We start from the raw sequence: 20373 nt of genomic DNA, 5'->3' as shown, positions 1-20373 counted from the left end.
TCTTTTCTCATCCTGAGTTACGGATTAAAACAGTTTGTATACGATGTTCAGGATGGTCAGCAGACCAATCACGGTAACAAACACGTTATCCAGACGACCACGGTATTTCGCCAGAGACGGCGCTTTACGGATGGCATACATCGGCAACAGGCACAGCAGGGATGCGATAATCGGTGCGCCCATGGCTTCAATCAGGTCGAGGATGTTCGGGTTGGCGTAGGCAACAACCCAGGTGGAGCCCATGATGAAGATCATGCTGAGAGTATTCAGTTTACCCAGCGACACTTTGGTTTTGTCACCTTTATAACCGAACTTCAGAATCAGGCCATTCAAGCCTTCCAGCGTCCCCAGATAGTGACCGAAGAAAGATTTGAAGATAGCCACGAGTGCGATGATGGAAGCCGCATATTCCAGTGTAATCGCGAACGTTGTTTTGGTACCGGTCATGGACGCAAAGTGGTTAGCCAGATAAGAAAGCACTGGAATATTCTGCGCTTTGGCTTCCGCCATGTTGGCCGGAGACAGCGTAAACAGGCAGCTAAAGGCAAAGAACATCACCACTGCAACCATCAGCATGCTGGCACGAGAAATGATTTGGGAACATTTACGTTCGGTGAAGTCGCGACCGAAGTCTTTCTCATACTCTTCACGTTTAGAAACCACGAAGGAAGAGACGATTGGCGAGAAGTTAAAGGAGAAAACCATGATGGAAATCCCCAGCCAGACAGTGATCAGGATACCGTCATGACCGGTTAACGACAGCGAACCGAGGTCAACCTGGTCGATAACTGCAGAGTTCCAGTAAGGGATCAGCGACAGAGAAATCAGCACCAGGCTGGCGATAAACGGCCACACCAGGTAACTCATCACTTTAACCATCAGATCCTTACCAAACCAGATGACGAAAGCCATCAGCAGCAATAGGAACAGCGCCACAAAGCCGCGATTCAGCGGTGCAAAGCCGAGCTGGTTTTCCCAGAACGTCATAAAGGTATTGGTAATAGTAACGCCATAAATCCACAGCAGTGGGCAAATCGCGAAGAAGTACAGGAACGTGATAACCACGCCGCCAGTTTTACCAAAATGCTCTTCCACCGTTTCCGTAATGTTGCCGGAAGGGTTAGAGCCAGAAAGACACAGACGCGCCAGCGCCCGGTGGCAATAAAACGCGATGGGGTATGCTAATACCAACATCAGAAGAATCGGGATCAGTCCGCCAAAACCTGCGCGGATAGGGAAGAACAGCACCCCGGCGCCGATTGCCGTACCAAACAAGCCTAACGTCCATGTGGTATCTGATTTACGCCAGGACGATTGTTTTGTCTGGCTGGATACAATGCTATCTGAAGTACTCATATCCTATCCTCAACGAATTAATTAAGCGTCAACGAAACCGGTGATTTGAGAGACGCGAGAAAGATCGATATTGCCGCCGGAAATAATACTGACGGTTTTTCTGTTTTGAATATATTGGTCTAATTTACCGCTTAATAATGCAGCACATGCCAGAGCGCCTGCGCCTTCGGTGACGACTTTATTGCGCTGAATTAAGGCAATCATACTGTTTCTGATTTCATCTTCGCTGACCAGCACGATGTCATCGACTAATTCACGAACGATTTCGTAAGTTAAATTACCCGGGCGGGAGACATCACAACCATCCGCCAGGGTGCCGGTAGTTCGGTGCGTGGTTATTTCTCCGGAGTGGAAAGAAGCCGCCATGCCGTGAACGTTTTCAGACTGTACGCCAATAACACGAATGGTCGGGTTAATAGATTTAATTGCCACCGCAATACCAGCAATTAAACCGCCACCACCAATTGGCACAATCACGTTATCGACATCATAGAGATCTTCCATAATTTCCAGACCAATCGTTCCCTGGCCAGCAATCACTTTCGGATCATCATAAGGTGGGATAAAAATACGGCCTTCCATTTCGACAATTTCGCTCACTTTAGCGATAGTGTCGTTGAAGTTATCACCATGCAGAACGACTTCTGCAGAGTAGTCGCACGTTGCCGCTACTTTGGATTTCGGCGCGCCTTTTGGCATCACCACTTTACCGTCGATACCCAGCATCGCGCAGGAGAGGGAAACCCCTTGCGCATGGTTGCCCGCAGAGCAGGCCACTACACCTTTACGTTTTTCCGCATCGGTCAGTGAACTTAATTTATTAAATGCGCCACGAATTTTAAATGAACCGGTACGCTGCATGTTTTCGAATTTGAGGAATATTTCACCTTTGCAACGTTCACTAAAATAGTTGGAGCGAGGCATGCCTGTTTTATAAATTCGCCCAGCCAGTCGTTGTTTTGCTTCAATGATGTCATCAATAGCAACCGGGAGATCGTATGTAATATGCATTATAAAACCTCTTAGCCTGAATTAAATATGTAGGTAACCGTAACCGACACCTGCAAAACAGACAGGTGGATTATTTATGTTTAAATAAAAACAAATAACTAACCAACTTCAATTAATTGCCTTCGTCTACACCCATTATAAGATGAATACTCTTTGGCTAATTCCACCAAAACCGATGCTGCTTTTTTAATACGATAATTTTTCGACCATACCGCGGCATATTGTGCCACAGGTAATGTTTCTTCAACCGGAATAGTAATAAATTGATTAGAACCAAAAGGTGATGTCATATCACAAGGAATTACAGTTAAGAAATCAGCATTGAGAACAAGATTATAAATTGTCACGACTGAGTCGGTTTTAACGATGTTTTCAATACTGATGCCATTTCTTTGTAACGTAGTAAGCAGCTCGCTGTAGTACCCCATATTGGTTTGTGGCAACACCCACTGTTCGTTCTTCAACGACTCCAGCGTGGTGGTGCCGGTGCATGTTCGGGACTTACTGGCTACCAGCACAAACTCGGACTCGAACAGCGGCTCAACATGTAAATCCTGAAGCTTCATTTCTGCGCTTAACGTACCAATCGCAAAATCAAGTCGACCGTCGCGGATTGCCGGTAAGAACGAAGACAGTTGCGCTTCATACATAGAAACCTGCGCTTTCGGGAACACCTCTTTGAACTTGTTGATCATCCCGGACATAAAAGTAAAACCAATCAATGAAGGAAAACCAAATGAGACTTCCACCACCGCCTCAGAAGACATACCGCTTATCTCATTAACCATATTTTTCATTTCACGGGTAATGGATTCAGAACGGGAGAGTAACAATTGACCGGCAGGTGTTAGTGTTACACCGGTATTTTTCCGCACCACTAATTCCACGCCAAAATAATCTTCAATATCGTTAATGATTTTACTGACGGCCGGTTGAGTTAACCCTAATTCTTTTGCAGCCGAGCCGATAGAGCCACTTCTAATGACTTCCTGAAAGACTACCAGGTGCTGCGTTTTCGGAAGAAGAATAGTGCTCATAACGACCTACGTTAATTACCTCAGTGACGGCATGAAGTGTATCAAAATGAAATGAACAGGATATGTGCGACCACTCACAAATTAACTTTCAATACTTTCCAGGGTATCGTTATTCCAATTAAATATCCTTATATATCAATAAGTTAAAGTATAAAAATCAGCATAAACCCTGATTTTTGTCAAAAAAAATGACGGGGATAACCATATTTTATGGCGATAACATCATTCGTTATGTGGTTAATGCAAAAAAGGGGCTGAGACCATATTTCAAGCAATTACAGGATAATTACCAGGCAATATTTGAGTTAAATTTAATGAGCAAGTTCTCAAATTTTATTATAAATAAACCATTTTCAGCGATAAATAATGCGGCACGTCACATTTTTTCACGCTATTTGTTGGAGAACAAACATTTATTTTATCAATATTTTAAAATTTCGAATACAGGTATTGATCATCTCGAACAATTGATTAACGTCAACTTTTTCTCTTCTGACAGGACGTCATTTTGTGAATGCAATCGTTTTCCATAAATTCCTCTCCACTCATAGGCGACGAATAGCATTTTGTGTTGAGGATCACAAAACGAATAATTGCTGGTCGCCGCGATAAGGTCTGCCAAAGACAACAAGGGGAATTTTCACAGAGCTTTTGATCGGCGTAGGCCACAGAATGTTGCTTCGTTTACTGTAATGCCGGGTAAATGAGCGTTTTTTGATAGTGCGAAAGTGCCGTGCGAGGAAAATAAGCATCTATTATTGTTTGTCATGATGAAAAGGCTGGCATCAATGAAAGGCTTCCCAATTGCACATATTTTTCACCCTTCAATCCCGCCAATGCACGCAGTGGTTAACAATCACAACAGAAATATTGATTATTGGACGGTAAAAAGAAAGTTTGCAGAAATTGTTTCCACCAATGACGTTAATAAAATATACAGTATAAGTAATGAACTGCGGAGAGTATTATCTGCAATTACTGCATTGAATTTCTATCAAGGCGATATTCCTTCTGTCATGATCCGAATCCAACCGGAAAATATGAGTCCATTCATCATAGATATTTCTACAGGAGAACATGACGATTATATCATACAAACATTAGATGTAGGCACTTTTGCACCTTTTGGCGAACAATGTACTTGCTCAGCCGTCAATAAAAAAGAGCTGGAGTGTATTAAGGAGACGATTTCTAAGTATTGTGCAAAATTCACCCGAAAAGAAGCCATCTTACCCCCCCCCCTACGTACTTTAATAAAACTTCCATTCCTACAGATTGTTGGCAAATTCTCTTTTTTTCACCCGATCATTTTAATAATGATTTTTATTGATTATTTATAAAGGATAAAATAATGTCACCTGTTTCATCAATTGGTAATGATATTAGTAGTGATTTAGCCCGTCGAAAAATGAATGACCTTCCTGAAAGCCCCATAGGAAATAACCTCGAAGCACTAGCACCAGGCATAGAAAAACTAAAACAGACCTCTATTGAAATGGTCACTTTACTTAACGCGTTACAACCAGGTGGGAAATGTGTTATCACTGGTGATTTTCAAAAAGAATTAGCGTACTTACAAAATGTAATTCTTTATAATGATTCGTCTCTTCGTATGGATTTTTTTGGTTATAACGCCCGAATTATTCAACGATCAGACAATACCTGTGAACTTACAATTAATGAACCGTTAAAAAACCAGGAAATATCCACAGGCAATATCAATGTTAATTGCCCATTGAAAGACATTTACAATGAAATCAGGAGGTTGAACGTAATCTTTAGTTGTGGGACTGGAGGTATAGTTGATCTATCCTCTCTGGACTTACGGAATGTCAATTTAGAACTTTATGATTTTACAGATAAACATATGGCCAATACAATTTTAAATCCTTTTAAATTGGATGACACAGATTTTACTAATGCCAACATGTTTCAGGTAAATTTCGTTAGTTCAAAACAAAACGCCACAATCTCATGGGATTATTTACTAAAAATAACGCCTGTTATAACAAGCATTAACGATATGTATTCTGAAGAAAAAATTAAACTTGTCGAAAGTTGTTTAAATGCGCTTGGAGATATTACCGAAGAACAATTAAAAATTATGAGACTTGCAATTATAGAATCTATACCAAGAGCAACTCTAACAGATGAATTAGAAAATGAATTAACAAAAGAAATATATAAAAGCTCATCGAAAATTAACAATTACTTGAACAGAATTAAACTACCAGAGATGAAAGCATTCTCATTAGAAAAAATAGATTATTACATCGATATAATCATTAAAGATTATGAAAGCGTCAAAGAAAATGCTTATCTAATCGTTCCAAAAATTAATTACAATACAGATTTAAACATAGAGGACTCTAGCTCAGAGGAATTCCTTCCAGATAATACACTCGAGAAAGACGAAAATTCTCCAGACAATTGCTTTGAAGTCGTAAAATATAATACATATGAAGCTTATAACTCAGAGAAGCAATATTATACCAGAGAGGACTATACGTATGATTACGACCGTTTAAATGCAATATAGACTTAATAACTTCTTACAAAGTCTATTATTAATACCGTAGATATTCATCTTACCCTGTGCACCAAAAGCAAAAACTTATCGACGCGGGTTTGAAACTGATGGCAACCGCAAAAATGCCTGATGCGCTACGCTTATCAGGCCTACGCCATCTCTGCAATATATTGAATTTGCGTGCTTTTGTAGGCAGGATAAGGCGTTCACGCCGCATCCGGCATGAATAAAGCGCACTCAACAATCTGAAACCCGCCAGTTTACGCTGGCGGGTTTTCGTTAAACCAGGTGAAACTGACCGATAAGCCGCTTTCTTTTGGGTATAGCGTCGTGGACAGTCATTCATCTTTCCGCTCCTCCAAAAGCAAAAACCCGCCGAAGCGGGTTTTTACGTAAAACAGGTGAAACTGACCGATAAGCCGGGTTCTGTCGTGGACAGTCATTCATCTAGGCCAGCAATCGCTCACTGGCTCAAGCAGCCTACCCGGGTTCAGTACGGGCCGTACCTTATGAACCCCTATTTGGCCTTGCTCCGGGTGGAGTTTACCGTGCCACGGACTGTTACCAGCCGCGCGGTGCGCTCTTACCGCACCCTTTCACCCTTACCTGATCCCGCTTGCGCGGGCCATCGGCGGTTTGCTCTCTGTTGCACTGGTCGTGGGTTTCCCCCCCAGGCGTTACCTGGCACCCTGCCCTATGGAGCCCGGACTTTCCTCCCCTCCGCCCGTCTCCCCCGAAGAGGACGACGACGAAGCGGCGACTGTCTGGTCAGCTTCGGCGCGCAGTATAGAGGGTTTGTGCGCCCTTGTCACCCCGCGTTGCGCATTCCAATCGCCAGTGTCGCGGCGATATTACGTGAAGCACGGCAGATATTGTCATAAGCCCCGCGGAATGCTTCGTCCAACGTACCAATGCTGGTCAATACGCTGAAGACCGCATCAATGCCATGCTGATGTACAACGCCAACATCATTGGTCAGGCTACCCGCAATGCCAATCACCGGTTTATGGTACTTTTTCGCCACGTTTGCGACGCCAATCGGAACCTTGCCGTGAATACTCTGGCTGTCAATACGCCCTTCACCGGTGATCACCAGCGTACAATCGTGAATATGTTCCTCCAGATTCAGCGCCGTCGTGACGATTTCAATACCACTTTTCAGTTCCGCACCAAGAAACGCCATCAGCGCCGCGCCCATACCGCCCGCAGCTCCTGCGCCGGGGACATCTTTCACATCAACATGCAGCGCTTTTTTAATGACATCGGCATAGTGAGAGAGGTTATTGTCCAGCTCGACAATCATCGCTTCACTGGCTCCCTTTTGTGGGCCAAAGATGCGCGATGCGCCGTTATCGCCCACCAGCGGATTGGTAACATCACAAGCGACGCGAATGACGCAATCTTTTAAGCGCGGATCGAGGCCGGAAATATCAATATCATTCAGAGTATTAAGACTACCGCCGCCAAAACCAATTTCATTGCCGTTGGCGTCGCATAATTTCGCCCCCAGCGCCTGTACCATGCCTGCACCGCCATCATTTGTAGCGCTACCGCCAATGCCGATAATAATGTTTGTCGCGCCGCTCTCCAGCGCCTGCAGGATTAACTCTCCTGTGCCACGTGAAGTGGTCACGAGTGGATCGCGTTTTTCCGCAGGTACCAGTTCCAGCCCACTGGCCGCCGCCATTTCAATAAACGCGGTTTTGCCATCGCCGGAGATCCCCCAACTGGCATTCACTTTCTCGCCCAGCGGCCCTGTAACCCAGGCGTGACGTTCGGAACCCTGGGTGGCTGCAATCATCGCTTCCACCGTTCCTTCGCCACCGTCGGCAACCGGAACAGAAACGTACTGTGCATCAGGAAAAATTTCCCGAAATCCTTTTTCTATCGCCTGCGCAACCTCGCTGGCAGATAAACTTTCTTTATAAGAGTCTGGGGCGATTACGATTTTCATACCTATGCCTGTTACCACATGACGCCGGAGGGCGTTTCTCTTATTCGGCCTGGATTCCAGGCCCGGATTGCAATACGCCATCCGGGCACGACGTCATTAGCGAGTAACTTCGACTTTCGCCAGTTTTTCGTAGTAGCAAGCCAGGGCGCTATGATCCGCCGTTCCTAAACCATCTGCACGCAGTGCCTGCATCATCTCCATAACCGCAGCTGTGAGCGGCAGTTGCGCGCCGACGCCGTGAGAAGTATCCAGCGCATTCGCCAGATCCTTAATATGCAGATCAATGCGGAAGCCCGGCTTGAAGTTGCGGTCCATCACCATCGGCGCTTTGGCATCCAGCACGGTACTGCCCGCCAGCCCACCGCGAATTGCCTGATACACCAGGTCCGGGTTAACGCCCGCTTTAGTTGCCAGCGTTAACGCTTCTGACATCGCGGCAATATTCAGCGCCACAATGACCTGATTTGCCAGTTTGGTGACGTTACCTGCACCGATTTCCCCGGTATGCACCACGGAACCCGCCATCGCTTTCATCAAATCATAGTATTTGTCGAAAATAGCCTTGTCGCCGCCCACCATCACTGACAGCGTACCGTCGATAGCTTTCGGTTCACCGCCGCTCACCGGAGCATCCAGCATATCAATGCCTTTCGCTTTCAGCGCTTCGCTGATTTCACGGCTTGCCAGCGGTGCGATAGAACTCATATCGATCAATACCGTTCCTGGCTTCGCGCCTTCAATAATGCCATTCTCACCCAGCGCCACCTCTTTCACATGAGGGGAGTTTGGCAGCATGGTTATGATGACGTCGCACTGTTCAGCGATCGCTTTAGCCGTAGAAGCTGTTTCTGCACCTGCAGCAATCACTTCAGCAATAGCTTCTGGGTTACGGTCAGCAACCACCAGCGAGTAACCTACTTTCAGAAGGTTTTTACTCATTGGTTTACCCATAATCCCCAGGCCAATAAAACCAACTTTCATAGTCATATCAATCATCTCTCTTGTTGCGGTGGTGGTTATTTTTTAAAGGTATCAGCCAGTTTCTGAGTGGCAGAGCGGAAGACGCCGAGATCGCTGCCGACAGCCACAAACGTCGCACCCCATTCCAGATAACGACGCGCATCGGCTTCGACCGGTGCGAGGATACCGCTGGGTTTGCCGTGCGCACTGGCACGGTTAAAAATATGCTGAATTGCTTTTTGTACATCCGGGTGCGAGGCATTGCCGAGATGGCCTAATGCCGCAGCCAGATCGCTGGGGCCGACGAAGATACCGTCTACACCATCGGTAGCGGCAATGGCATCGACGTTATCTACGCCCTGCTGACTTTCTATCTGGACCAGAATGGTGATGTTCTTGTTCGACTGAGCGAAATAATCCGCCACGGTGCCAAACATATTGGCGCGGTGAGAAACGGAGACGCCGCGAATGCCTTCCGGCGGGTAACGAGTTGATGCCACCGCCTGCTCTGCTTCCTCTTTTGTTTCTACAAAAGGAATCAGGAAGTTATAGAAACCGATATCCAGAAGACGCTTAATAATTACCGGCTCGTTGGTCGGCACTCGCACTACTGGCGCGCTTGCGCTGCCTTTCAGAGCCATTAACTGCGGAATAAACGTGGAGATATCGTTTGGCGCATGTTCGCCATCCAGCACCAGCCAGTCAAACCCAGCCAAACCAAGGACTTCAGTGCTAATCGGGTTAGAGAGTGCTGACCAGCAACCAATTTGTACCTGTTTCGCAGCCAGTGCGGCTTTGAATTTATTCGGGAAAACATCGTTATTCATCGCTTATACCTTTGCTTATTTCTGCAATTCCATACGTTTAATGTCGCCAACTACGAAGAGGTAGCAGACCATCGCCATCAGCGCTGAACATCCCACGAAAACCAGTGCTGCATTGAAGGAGTGCAGTTCACTCACCAGGTAGCCAATCACCAGTGGAGTGACAATGGAGGCAACATTGCCAAAGACGTTAAAGACGCCGCCGCAGAGGCCAACAATCTCTTTCGGCGCGGTGTCAGAAATTACCGGCCAGCCCAGCGCACCAAATCCTTTGCCAAAGAAAGCCAGCGCCATCAGCATGACCACCAGCGTGGTGTTGTTGGTGTAGTTACATAAGATGATGGTGGAAGCCAGCAACATTCCCAGCACAATCGGTAGCTTACGTGCCAGGGTCAGGGACAAACCGCGTTTGATCAGATAATCCGAGAAGACACCTCCCAGCACGCCGCCCGCAAAGCCACACAGTGCCGGAATCGAGGCGACCAGACCCACTTTCAGAATCGACATGCCTTTTTCCTGCACCAGATAAATTGGGAACCAGGTGAGGAAAAACCAGGTGATGGTGTTGATAAAATATTGTCCGAAAAATACGCCCAGCATCATGCGGTTAGAGAGCAATTGCTTGATGTAATGCAGTTTGGGACCGCTTGCTGCCGCACTGCCCGGCTTTTTGTGGTCCATATCGACCACCGCGCCATTTTCTGAGATAAACTTCAGCTCTTCCGCAGACATACGTGGGTGATCTGTCGGGTTATGAATCAATTTGATCCACAGCGCCGTCAGCACAAAACCAATTACCCCCATAACGGTAAAGACGTGCTCCCAGCCCCACGCGAAAGTCAGCCAGCCAAGCAGCGGCGAAAAGAGCGCCAGCGAGAAATATTGCGCCGAGTTAAAGATGGCGGAGGCAGTACCACGTTCTTTCGTCGGGAACCAGGCGGCGACAATACGGGCGTTCGCCGGGAATGATGGCGCTTCCGAGAATCCCAGCATAAAGCGCATAAAGAACATGGAGATCCCTGCCCAGGCCAGCGGGAACATATCAACAAAGCCTTGCAGGAAGGTGAACAGCGACCAGAAAAAGAGGCTGTAGGTGTAAACTTTTTTCGAGCCAAACTTATCAAGCAACCAGCCGCCGGGGATTTGCATCAGCAAGTAGGCCCAGCCAAAAGCGGAGAAGATGTAACCCATCGAAACCGCACTTAACTGCAACTCTTTTGCCACTTCGGTACCAGCAATAGACAGCGTTGCACGATCGGCGTAGTTAACGGCGGTAACAATAAAAATAATCAGTAATATTAAATAGCGGGTATGCACGCCTTTCTTTTTTACGTCAACGGTGTCCAGAATCATTTTATTTACCTCGGGTACTTATGCTGATTTTTATTATTATGGGGAAGGTGTTATTTATGAGTTTTATTTATGCCGTTACGGCAATGAACTCGGGAATTAGTATAAGCAGCGCGAGAATAATAATCATTGTGCAAATGCTAATTTAATTAATACTATTTAAATATTATTTTGAGCATATGCACATAAGGTTGCGCGCTAAAGCACAGATTTGCGCTTTACCTTACCGCGCGGCACTGCAATCCCTGAAATGATTGACATTGATCACATTTCTGCGTTTAAACTCCTGACATTCTTATTTCACCCAATGAAGTCATTTATTTTTAAATGAGACCAGGTCCTCATTTTAATAACCCCTGGCTGGAGAATATTGCACAATGGCCAACATCGAAATCAGACAAGAAACGCCAACTGCGTTTTATATAAAAGTTCACGACACAGATAATGTGGCAATTATTGTTAATGATAATGGCCTGAAAGCAGGAACGCGTTTTCCGGATGGGCTGGAATTAATTGAACATATTCCCCAGGGGCATAAAGTCGCATTGCTGGACATTCCGGCTAATGGTGAAATTATTCGTTATGGCGAAGTGATTGGTTACGCCGTGCGCGCAATCCCACGCGGAAGCTGGATCGACGAATCAATGGTTGTACTACCGGAAGCGCCGCCGTTACACACGCTGCCACTGGCAACCAAAGTCCCGGAACCCTTACCGCCGCTTGAAGGTTACACCTTTGAGGGCTATCGCAATGCCGATGGCAGCGTGGGCACCAAAAACCTGCTCGGCATCACCACCAGCGTCCACTGTGTGGCAGGCGTGGTGGACTATGTAGTAAAAATCATTGAACGCGATCTGCTACCGAAATACCCGAACGTCGATGGCGTGGTGGGGCTGAATCATTTGTACGGCTGTGGCGTGGCGATTAACGCACCGGCGGCAGTTGTGCCTATTCGTACCATCCACAATATTTCGCTGAACCCTAACTTTGGCGGCGAAGTAATGGTGATTGGTCTGGGTTGTGAAAAGTTGCAGCCTGAGCGCCTGCTGACTGGAACGGATGATGTGCAAGCTATTCCAGTAGAAAGCGCCAGCATTGTCAGTTTGCAGGATGAAAAGCATGTCGGTTTTCAGTCCATGGTCGAGGATATTTTGCAGGTCGCCGAACGCCATTTGCACAAACTGAATCAACGGCAGCGAGAAACCTGTCCGGCTTCAGAACTGGTTGTCGGCATGCAGTGCGGCGGCAGCGATGCGTTTTCTGGCGTAACGGCAAACCCGGCGGTTGGGTATGCGTCTGATCTACTGGTGCGCTGCGGCGCAACGGTGATGTTTTCAGAAGTCACGGAAGTGCGTGACGCGATCCATCTGCTGACACCACGCGCAGTGAACGAAGAGGTCGGCAAACGGCTGCTGGAGGAGATGGAGTGGTACGATAACTATCTCAATATGGGAAAAACCGACCGCAGCGCCAACCCTTCGCCGGGCAACAAGAAAGGCGGTCTGGCAAACGTGGTGGAGAAAGCGCTCGGCTCCATTGCTAAATCGGGTAAAAGTGCAATTGTTGAAGTGCTGTCGCCCGGTCAACGCCCGACTAAACGCGGATTAATTTACGCCGCGACGCCAGCCAGTGATTTTGTCTGTGGCACACAACAGGTGGCTTCAGGGATTACCGTGCAAGTGTTTACGACCGGTCGCGGTACGCCGTACGGCCTGATGGCGGTACCCGTCATTAAAATGGCGACCCGCACCGAGCTGGCGAACCGCTGGTTTGATTTAATGGATATTAACGCGGGCACTATCGCTACCGGCGAAGAGAGCATTGAAGAGGTGGGCTGGAAGTTGTTCCACTTTATTCTCGACGTCGCCAGCGGGAAAAAGAAAACCTTCTCGGATCAATGGGGGCTGCATAACCAGCTGGCGGTGTTTAACCCGGCACCGGTGACCTGATTTCTTTTGGAACGTCCCTCGCAAAACATGGCCTTAGTGCCATGTTTTTATTGTTTAAAGTCCCCACGTCCATTAATAATGCATTTGCATTACCTTAGTTCAAGCTTATAATTTGAGCAGAAAACAGGCTGTAAAAGGACAGTGAATCATGCCCGCTAATGCTCGCTCTCACGCTGTACTGACCACTGAATCAAAGGTCACGATACGCGGACAAACAACTATCCCCGCGCCAGTGCGTGAGGCCTTAAAACTGAAGCCAGGCCAGGACAGCATTCATTACGAAATTCTGCCTGGTGGGCAAGTATTTATGTGCCGACTGGGAGATGAACAGGAGGATCATACTATGAATGCATTTTTGCGTTTTCTGGATGCAGATATCCAGAACAACCCGCAAAAAACTCGTCCATTCAACATTCAACAAGGAAAGAAACTTGTCGCTGGCATGGACGTCAACATTGATGATGAGATTGGCGACGACGAATAATGGATTTTCCACAAAGGGTTAATGGTTGGGCGCTATATGCTCATCCCTGTTTTCAGGAAACCTACGACGCTTTAGTTGCCGAAGTCGAGACATTAAAGGGAAAAGATCCTGAAAATTATCAGAGAAAAGCCGCCACAAAGTTATTGGCGGTAGTCCATAAAGTGATTGAGGAGCATATCACGGTCAATCCATCATCACCGGCATTCCGTCATGGCAAGTCGTTAGGCTCTGGGAAAAATAAAGACTGGTCACGGGTAAAATTTGGTGCTGGTCGTTATCGTCTCTTCTTTCGTTATAGTGAAAAAGAGAAAGTCATCATTCTGGGATGGATGAACGATGAAAACACTCTGCGCACCTACGGTAAAAAACAGATGCCTATACCGTATTCAGCAAAATGTTAAAAAGAGGACATCCTCCTGCCGACTGGGAAACCCTCACCCGAGAGACAGAAGAAACCCATTGATGGTGTTCACAATGCCCGCCGAACGCATTCGTGTTGACCAGCGGGCACCCTTTCTCACTCCCCGACCAGAATCACTTCAACTCCAGCCTTTCGCAGTCCTTCCAGACTATCCGCAGGAATGCCTTCATCAACAATGATCATGTCGATACGTTGAGTATCAATGATCTTATGTAAACTGGAACGATTGAACTTACTGGAATCGGTGACCACGATGATCCGTTCCGCAACTTCGCACATCCGGCGGTTTAAACGAGCTTCATCTTCATTATGCGTGCTGACGCCGCGCTCCAGATCGATCGCATCTACGCCAAGAAACAGCATATCGAAGTGGTAATTTTGCAGCGATTGTTCAGCCTGATCGCCGTAAAAAGATTGCGACTGACGGCGCAAATGCCCGCCGGTCATCAGCAGCTCAACGCCTTCCGCTTCCAGCAACGCATTAGCTACGTTCATACCGTTGGTCATCGCAATTACGTCAGTGTGCTTGCGCATCAGACGAGCAATCTCAAAAGTGGTGGTCCCGGAATCGAGGATCACCCGATGACCTGGCTGAATCAACTCAACGGCAGCTTTCGCAACGCTGCGTTTCATTGCGGTATTCAGCGCGCTTTTATCTTCCACTGATGGCTCGACTGACGGCGTCGTGCTATCGCAGATCAACGCGCCGCCATAGGCACGCACAGCGATCCCCTGCTTTTCCAGAAACGCCAGATCGTTGCGGATCGTCACAGTAGATACGCCATACAATGCCGACAGATCGTTAACCTGCACACTCCCTTGCTGTCGCAGACGCTGAATGATCTGTTCTCGTCGCTCGCTGGTGCCTGTCATTCGCTTCTCACCTGAAGCGTCGGTATTACTCATAGTAAGTCCTTTCGTAAAACTTTCGTTTCATTTCGTTTTGCCTATTAACGCCTTTCTATTAAGCAAATGCAAGCCCACCTTACCCATTGGCGCAAGCTACTCTCGTTTCAGTGGCTTTCATTGTGTTTCTTTTGTGAATCAGATCAGAAAACCATTATCTTTCGTTTTATTTTTATCTCACCATGGCGCAGTATCAACTGAAACAAAACGAAAGATTAATATCGCAGTAATCTGAACTGGAGAGGAAAGTGAAACATCTGACAGAAATGGTGAGACAGCACAAAGCGGGCAAAACAAATGGAATTTATGCCGTTTGTTCCGCACATCCGCTGGTGCTGGAGGCTGCAATCCGCTACGCCAGTGCAAACCAAACGCCGTTACTGATTGAAGCAACCTCCAATCAGGTAGACCAGTTCGGCGGCTATACCGGAATGACGCCCGCCGATTTTCGCGGCTTTGTTTGTCAGCTCGCCGACTCGTTGAATTTCCCGCAGGATGCGTTGATTCTGGGTGGTGACCATCTGGGTCCAAACCGCTGGCAAAACCTGCCAGCCGCTCAGGCAATGGCCAATGCCGATGATTTGATTAAAAGCTACGTTGCGGCAGGATTCAAAAAAATCCACCTTGATTGCAGCATGTCCTGTCAGGACGATCCAATTCCCTTAACTGATGACATCGTGGCTGAACGCGCCGCCCGTCTGGCGAAAGTGGCGGAAGAAACCTGTCGCGAACACTTTGGCGAAGCCGATCTGGAGTATGTCATTGGTACCGAAGTGCCGGTACCTGGCGGCGCGCATGAAACCTTAAGCGAGCTGGCGGTCACCACGCCGGATGCCGCCCGCGCCACGCTGGAAGCCCATCGTCACGCCTTTGAAAAGCAGGGTCTGAGTGCCATCTGGCCACGCATCATTGCTCTGGTGGTTCAACCCGGCGTCGAATTCGATCACACCAACGTTATTGATTATCAGCCCGTCAAAGCGACCGCCTTAAGCCAGATGGTCGAAAACTACGAAACGCTGATTTTCGAAGCGCACTCTACCGATTATCAAACGCCACAATCGTTGCGCCAGCTGGTGATTGACCACTTTGCCATCCTGAAAGTTGGCCCGGCGCTGACCTTCGCCCTGCGTGAAGCTCTGTTCTCTCTGGCGGCGATTGAAGAAGAACTGGTACCAGCAAAAGCCTGTTCTGGTCTGCGTCAGGTGCTGGAAAACGTGATGCTCGACCGCCCGGAATACTGGCAAAGCCACTACCACGGTGACGGCAACGCACGTCGCCTGGCGCGTGGTTACAGCTACTCAGATCGCGTGCGCTATTACTGGCCGGACAGCCAGATTGATGACGCTTTCGCTCATCTGGTTCGTAATCTGGCGGATTCACCAATTCCGCTACCGCTCATCAGCCAGTATTTGCCGCTGCAATACGTGAAAGTTCGCTCCGGCGAGCTGCAGCCAACACCACGGGAACTCATTATCAACCATATTCAGGACATCCTGGCGCAGTACCACACAGCCTGTGAAGGCCAATAAGCAAAACAAAGAGGAACACGCTATGCCAAATATTGTTTTAAGCCGGATTGATGAGCGTTTGATTCACGGTCAGGTCGGCGTTCAGTGGGTCGGATTTGCGGGGGCAAATCTGGTGCTGGTAGCCAACGATGAGGTTGCCGAAGATCCGGTACAACAAAACCTGATGGAAATGGTACTGGCAGAAGGGATCGCCGTACGTTTCTGGACGCTGCAAAAAGTTATCGACAACATCCACCGCGCCGCCGATCGACAGAAAATCCTGCTGGTTTGTAAAACACCTGCCGATTTCCTGACGCTGGTGAAAGGTGGCGTTCCGGTGAATCGCATTAACGTTGGCAATATGCACTACGCCAATGGCAAGCAACAAATCGCCAAAACGGTTTCTGTAGATGCGGGCGATATCGCAGCATTTAACGACCTGAAAGCCGCTGGGGTGGAATGCTTCGTTCAGGGCGTCCCGACAGAGCCTGCTGTGGACCTCTTTAAATTACTTTGAGGGATTCATCATGGAAATCAGTCTGTTGCAGGCATTCGCGTTGGGCATTATCGCCTTTATCGCTGGCCTGGATATGTTTAACGGCCTAACCCATATGCACCGCCCGGTGGTCCTCGGCCCGTTGGTCGGGCTGGTACTTGGCGATCTGCATACCGGTATTTTAACCGGCGGTACGCTGGAACTGGTGTGGATGGGGCTGGCCCCGCTGGCGGGTGCACAGCCGCCTAACGTGATTATCGGTACTATCGTCGGCACGGCGTTTGCCATTACTACCGGCGTGAAACCCGATGTCGCGGTCGGTGTCGCCGTACCTTTCGCTGTCGCAGTACAGATGGGGATTACCTTCCTGTTCTCGGTGATGTCTGGCGTGATGTCCCGCTGCGACCGGATGGCGGAGAACGCCGATACACGCGGCATTGAACGCGTGAACTATCTGGCACTGCTGGCACTCGGCACTTTCTATTTTCTCTGCGCTTTCCTGCCTATCTACTTCGGCGCAGAACATGCCAAAACCATCATTGATGTCCTGCCGCAACGATTAATCGACGGCCTCGGCGTCGCGGGCGGCATCATGCCAGCAATCGGTTTTGCCGTGCTGCTGAAAATCATGATGAAAAACGTCTACATCCCCTACTTCATCCTGGGCTTTGTTGCCGCAGCCTGGCTCAAGTTACCGGTGCTGGCTATTGCTGCCGCCGCGCTGGCGATGGCGCTGATCGACCTGCTGCGTAAATCTCCTGAACCGACTCAACCTGCGGCACAGAAAGAGGAATTTGAAGATGGCATCTAATCAAACCACCCTGCCGAACGTCAGTGAAAACGAAGAAACACTGCTGACAGGCGTCAATGAAAACGTGTATGAAGATCAGAGTATTGGCGCGGAGCTGACAAAAAAAGATATCAACCGCGTCGCCTGGCGTTCCATGCTGTTACAAGCGTCTTTTAACTACGAACGTATGCAGGCTTCCGGCTGGTTGTACGGTCTGCTGCCTGCTCTGAAAAAGATCCACACTAATAAACGCGACCTGGCGCGCGCCATGAAGGGGCATATGGGTTTCTTCAATACCCATCCGTTTCTGGTGACGTTTGTTATCGGCATTATCCTTGCGATGGAGCGTTCTAAGCAGGACGTTAACAGTATTCAGAGCACCAAAATTGCCGTCGGTGCACCACTCGGCGGGATTGGCGATGCGATGTTCTGGCTAACGCTACTGCCGATTTGTGGCGGGATAGGCGCAAGCCTCGCGCTACAAGGCTCTATTCTTGGCGCAGTCGTCTTTATTGTGCTGTTTAACGTGGTACACCTGGGGCTGCGTTTTGGTCTGGCGCATTATGCTTACCGCATGGGCGTGGCGGCGATTCCACTCATTAAAGCGAATACCAAAAAAGTCGGCCATGCTGCGTCAATCGTTGGGATGACGGTAATCGGCGCGCTGGTAGCAACCTATGTTCGTTTAAGCACCACGCTGGAAATCACCGCTGGCGATGCAGTGGTTAAGTTACAGGCTGATGTTATCGACAAACTGATGCCTGCCTTCTTACCGCTGGTCTACACCCTGACCATGTTCTGGCTGGTACGCCGCGGCTGGAGTCCGCTGCGCCTGATTGCAGTTACCGTGGTTCTCGGTATCGTCGGTAAATTCTGTCATTTCCTTTAAATACAATGAGGTATTAGATGTTAAGTATTATTTTGACAGGGCATGGCGGATTTGCCAGCGGCATGGAAAAAGCAATGAAGCAAATCCTCGGCGAGCAATCGCAGTTTATTGCCATCGATTTTCCCGAAACCTCAAGCACCGCGCTGCTTACATCGCAGCTTGAAGAGGCCATCGCCCAACTGGATTGTGAAGACGGCATTGTTTTTCTGACGGATTTGCTGGGCGGCACGCCGTTTCGCGTAGCTTCAACGCTGGCGATACAAAAACCGGGCTGTGAAGTGATCACCGGCACCAATTTGCAACTGCTACTGGAGATGGTGCTGGAGCGCGAAGGGTTAAGCGGTGAAGAGTTCCGTGTGCAGGCGCTGGAGTGTGGACACCGTGGGCTGACCAGTTTGGTGGACGAGTTAGGCCGCTGCCATGAAGAATGTCCGGTCGAGGAAGGAATATGACACACGTTCTGCGCGCCAGAAGGCTGCTGACTGAAGAGGGATGGCTCGATGACCATCAGTTGCGTATTGCTGACGGTGTCATCGCAGCAATCGAACCGATTCCAGTGGGCGTGACTGAACGCGATGCGGAACTGCTCTGCCCCGCTTACATCGACACCCATGTACACGGTGGTGCAGGCGTTGATGTAATGGATGACGCGCCGGATGTGCTCGACAAGCTGGCAATGCACAAGGCACGCGAAGGTGTCGGCAGTTGGTTACCGACCACCGTAACCGCGCCGCTTAATACCATTCATGCGGCGCTGAAACGTATTGCTCAACGTTGCCAACGCGGCGGACCTGGTGCGCAAGTGCTGGGGAGTTATCTCGAAGGACCGTACTTCACGCCGCAGAATAAAGGCGCGCATCCGCCGAAGCTGTTTCGCGAGCTGGAAATTACCGAGCTGGATCAATTGATTGCCGTTTCTCAGCACACCTTGCGCGTGGTAGCGCTGGCACCGGAAAAAGAAGGGGCATTGCAGGCCATCCGCCATCTTAAACAGCAAAACGTACGGGTGATGCTGGGGCATAGCGCGGCGACCTGGCAACAAACCCGTGCCGCGTTTGACGCTGGTGCCGACGGTCTGGTGCATTGCTATAACGGGATGACAGGTTTACATCACCGCGAACCGGGAATGGTTGGCGCGGGATTAACGGACAAGCGCGCCTGGCTGGAACTGATAGCCGATGGTCATCATGTGCATCCGGCGGCGATGTCGCTGTGTTGTTGCTGTGCGAAAGAGAGAATCGTGCTGATCACCGACGCGATGCAGGCAGCCGGGATGCCGGATGGTCGCTATACGTTATGTGGCGAAGAAGTGCAGATGCACGGTGGCGTTGTCCGTACCGCGTCCGGTGGACTGGCGGGCAGTACGCTGTCTGTTGATGCGGCAGTGCGCAATATGGTCGAGTTGACGGACGTAACGCCTGCGGAAGCCATCCATATGGCGTCGCTGCATCCGGCGCGTATGCTGGGTGTTGATGATGTTCTGGGATCGCTTAAACCGGGCAAACGCGCCAGCGTCGTTGCGCTGGATAGCGGGCTGCATGTGCAACAAATCTGGATTCAGGGTCAATTAGCTTCGTTTTGATGGTTTGCTCCTTTATTGGGCCTTCACTTCCCCCGTAAGGCCTTTCTTTTTCTTTCGTTGTGCTCTGTGCAGGGTATCGGATGCGACGCTGACGCGTCTTATGCGACCTACGGTACGCCGCATCCGGCAATCGGTGCACATAGCAACGTCATCATGCAATTCTTTAATATTCCCTTGTCTTTTCTTTCAACGAGCACAAATTTCGGTTTATTTCTTTTTTCTCCATTGAACTTTCAGTTTCTTTTCTATAGATTTTAATCAACGAAAGACATCACCAAGTGAAATGAAACGAAAGGTAAGCGAAAGCGACAACGCCCGACGTCAAG

18 protein-coding genes, 1 other RNA gene and 2 pseudogenes are annotated in these 20373 nt (G+C 48.8%); 12 read left to right on the top strand and 9 right to left on the bottom strand.

Annotation, left to right across the window (positions count from 1 at the left end):
- Positions 1-24: 24 nt before the first annotated feature.
- The 3 genes from tdcC to tdcA form a co-directional block, all read right to left on the bottom strand.
- On the bottom strand, positions 25-1356 hold the full coding sequence (gene tdcC / locus ACJHX3_RS03090) for a threonine/serine transporter TdcC (protein WP_000107721.1): 1332 nt from the start codon (positions 1354-1356) through the stop codon (positions 25-27).
- Between the two features lie 21 nt (positions 1357-1377).
- Positions 1378-2367 carry a bifunctional threonine ammonia-lyase/L-serine ammonia-lyase TdcB gene (gene tdcB / locus ACJHX3_RS03085; protein WP_000548347.1) on the bottom strand — a complete coding sequence of 330 codons (990 nt, stop codon included), beginning with the start codon at positions 2365-2367 and terminating at the stop codon, positions 1378-1380.
- Positions 2368-2465: 98 nt separating this feature from the next.
- Positions 2466-3404: a transcriptional regulator TdcA gene (gene tdcA, locus ACJHX3_RS03080; protein ID WP_000104211.1), complete on the bottom strand. Its 939-nt coding sequence runs from the start codon at positions 3402-3404 to the stop codon at positions 2466-2468.
- Positions 3405-3718: 314 nt separating this feature from the next.
- Here tdcA and tdcR point away from each other — a divergent pair, with 314 nt between their 5' ends.
- The 3 genes and pseudogenes from tdcR (at position 3719) to ACJHX3_RS03065 (ending at position 5943) form a co-directional block, all read left to right on the top strand.
- On the top strand, positions 3719-3937 hold the full coding sequence (tdcR, locus tag ACJHX3_RS03075) for a transcriptional activator TdcR (protein WP_000033206.1): 219 nt from the start codon (positions 3719-3721) through the stop codon (positions 3935-3937).
- Positions 3938-4192: 255 nt separating this feature from the next.
- A pseudogene (yhaB, locus tag ACJHX3_RS03070) lies at positions 4193-4734 on the top strand (protein YhaB).
- A gap of 21 nt (positions 4735-4755) precedes the next feature.
- Positions 4756-5943: a YhaC family protein gene (locus ACJHX3_RS03065; protein ID WP_094308693.1), complete on the top strand. Its 1188-nt coding sequence runs from the start codon at positions 4756-4758 to the stop codon at positions 5941-5943.
- Between the two features lie 390 nt (positions 5944-6333).
- Here the strand turns inward: ACJHX3_RS03065 and rnpB are convergent.
- The 5 genes from rnpB to garP form a co-directional block, all read right to left on the bottom strand.
- Positions 6334-6710: RNase P RNA component class A (rnpB, locus tag ACJHX3_RS03060), an RNA gene on the bottom strand.
- A 32-nt stretch (positions 6711-6742) separates the two neighbouring features.
- Complete coding sequence (gene garK, locus ACJHX3_RS03055) at positions 6743-7888, bottom strand: glycerate 2-kinase (protein WP_001603827.1); 1146 nt, start codon at positions 7886-7888, stop codon at positions 6743-6745.
- Positions 7889-7984: 96 nt separating this feature from the next.
- Complete coding sequence (gene garR, locus ACJHX3_RS03050) at positions 7985-8875, bottom strand: 2-hydroxy-3-oxopropionate reductase (protein WP_001559980.1); 891 nt, start codon at positions 8873-8875, stop codon at positions 7985-7987.
- A gap of 29 nt (positions 8876-8904) precedes the next feature.
- Positions 8905-9675, bottom strand: coding sequence for a 2-dehydro-3-deoxyglucarate aldolase (gene garL / locus ACJHX3_RS03045; RefSeq protein ID WP_001559981.1), 771 nt, complete (start codon positions 9673-9675; stop codon positions 8905-8907).
- 15 nt (positions 9676-9690) lie between these two features.
- Positions 9691-11025, bottom strand: coding sequence for a galactarate/glucarate/glycerate transporter GarP (gene garP, locus ACJHX3_RS03040; protein ID WP_000599651.1), 1335 nt, complete (start codon positions 11023-11025; stop codon positions 9691-9693).
- Positions 11026-11399: 374 nt separating this feature from the next.
- On the opposite strand from garP, the gene garD reads away from it, so the two are divergent.
- From garD to yhaV, 3 genes and pseudogenes are all read left to right on the top strand, one after another.
- Positions 11400-12971, top strand: coding sequence for a galactarate dehydratase (gene garD / locus ACJHX3_RS03035; protein WP_001559982.1), 1572 nt, complete (start codon positions 11400-11402; stop codon positions 12969-12971).
- A gap of 148 nt (positions 12972-13119) precedes the next feature.
- Complete coding sequence (gene prlF / locus ACJHX3_RS03030; RefSeq protein WP_001307405.1) at positions 13120-13455, top strand: type II toxin-antitoxin system antitoxin PrlF; 336 nt, start codon at positions 13120-13122, stop codon at positions 13453-13455.
- Positions 13455-13918, top strand: a pseudogene (gene yhaV / locus ACJHX3_RS03025) (type II toxin-antitoxin system ribonuclease toxin YhaV). The gene prlF and the pseudogene yhaV overlap by 1 nt, the downstream one beginning before the upstream one ends.
- Positions 13919-13972: 54 nt before the next feature.
- Here the strand turns inward: yhaV and agaR are convergent.
- Positions 13973-14782, bottom strand: coding sequence for an aga operon transcriptional regulator AgaR (gene agaR / locus ACJHX3_RS03020; RefSeq protein ID WP_000072171.1), 810 nt, complete (start codon positions 14780-14782; stop codon positions 13973-13975).
- Positions 14783-15030: 248 nt separating this feature from the next.
- Here agaR and kbaZ point away from each other — a divergent pair, with 248 nt between their 5' ends.
- The 6 genes from kbaZ to nagA are packed head-to-tail and all read left to right on the top strand — an operon-like array spanning position 15031 to position 20047.
- Positions 15031-16311 carry a tagatose-bisphosphate aldolase subunit KbaZ gene (gene kbaZ, locus ACJHX3_RS03015; RefSeq protein WP_001551694.1) on the top strand — a complete coding sequence of 427 codons (1281 nt, stop codon included), beginning with the start codon at positions 15031-15033 and terminating at the stop codon, positions 16309-16311.
- 22 nt (positions 16312-16333) lie between these two features.
- Complete coding sequence (gene agaV, locus ACJHX3_RS03010; RefSeq protein WP_001295547.1) at positions 16334-16807, top strand: PTS N-acetylgalactosamine transporter subunit IIB; 474 nt, start codon at positions 16334-16336, stop codon at positions 16805-16807.
- Between the two features lie 10 nt (positions 16808-16817).
- Complete coding sequence (gene agaW / locus ACJHX3_RS03005; RefSeq protein ID WP_000406214.1) at positions 16818-17597, top strand: PTS N-acetylgalactosamine transporter subunit IIC; 780 nt, start codon at positions 16818-16820, stop codon at positions 17595-17597.
- Positions 17587-18465, top strand: coding sequence for a PTS N-acetylgalactosamine transporter subunit IID (agaE, locus tag ACJHX3_RS03000; protein ID WP_001295548.1), 879 nt, complete (start codon positions 17587-17589; stop codon positions 18463-18465). Before agaW ends, agaE begins: the two co-directional genes overlap by 11 nt.
- A gap of 17 nt (positions 18466-18482) precedes the next feature.
- Positions 18483-18917 carry a PTS galactosamine/N-acetylgalactosamine transporter subunit IIA gene (gene agaF / locus ACJHX3_RS02995; protein ID WP_094308694.1) on the top strand — a complete coding sequence of 145 codons (435 nt, stop codon included), beginning with the start codon at positions 18483-18485 and terminating at the stop codon, positions 18915-18917.
- Positions 18914-20047 (top strand): N-acetylglucosamine-6-phosphate deacetylase, encoded by a 1134-nt coding sequence (gene nagA, locus ACJHX3_RS02990; protein WP_089703956.1) that lies wholly within the window; start codon positions 18914-18916, stop codon positions 20045-20047. Before agaF ends, nagA begins: the two co-directional genes overlap by 4 nt.
- Positions 20048-20373 lie beyond the last annotated feature (326 nt).

The organism is Escherichia sp. WS1265, assembly GCF_046487585.1.
Classification (GTDB): Bacteria; Pseudomonadota; Gammaproteobacteria; order Enterobacterales; family Enterobacteriaceae; genus Escherichia; species Escherichia coli.
The sequence above is the reverse complement of the archived record's forward strand: the minus strand, read 5'-3'. Positions and strand labels throughout refer to the sequence as shown.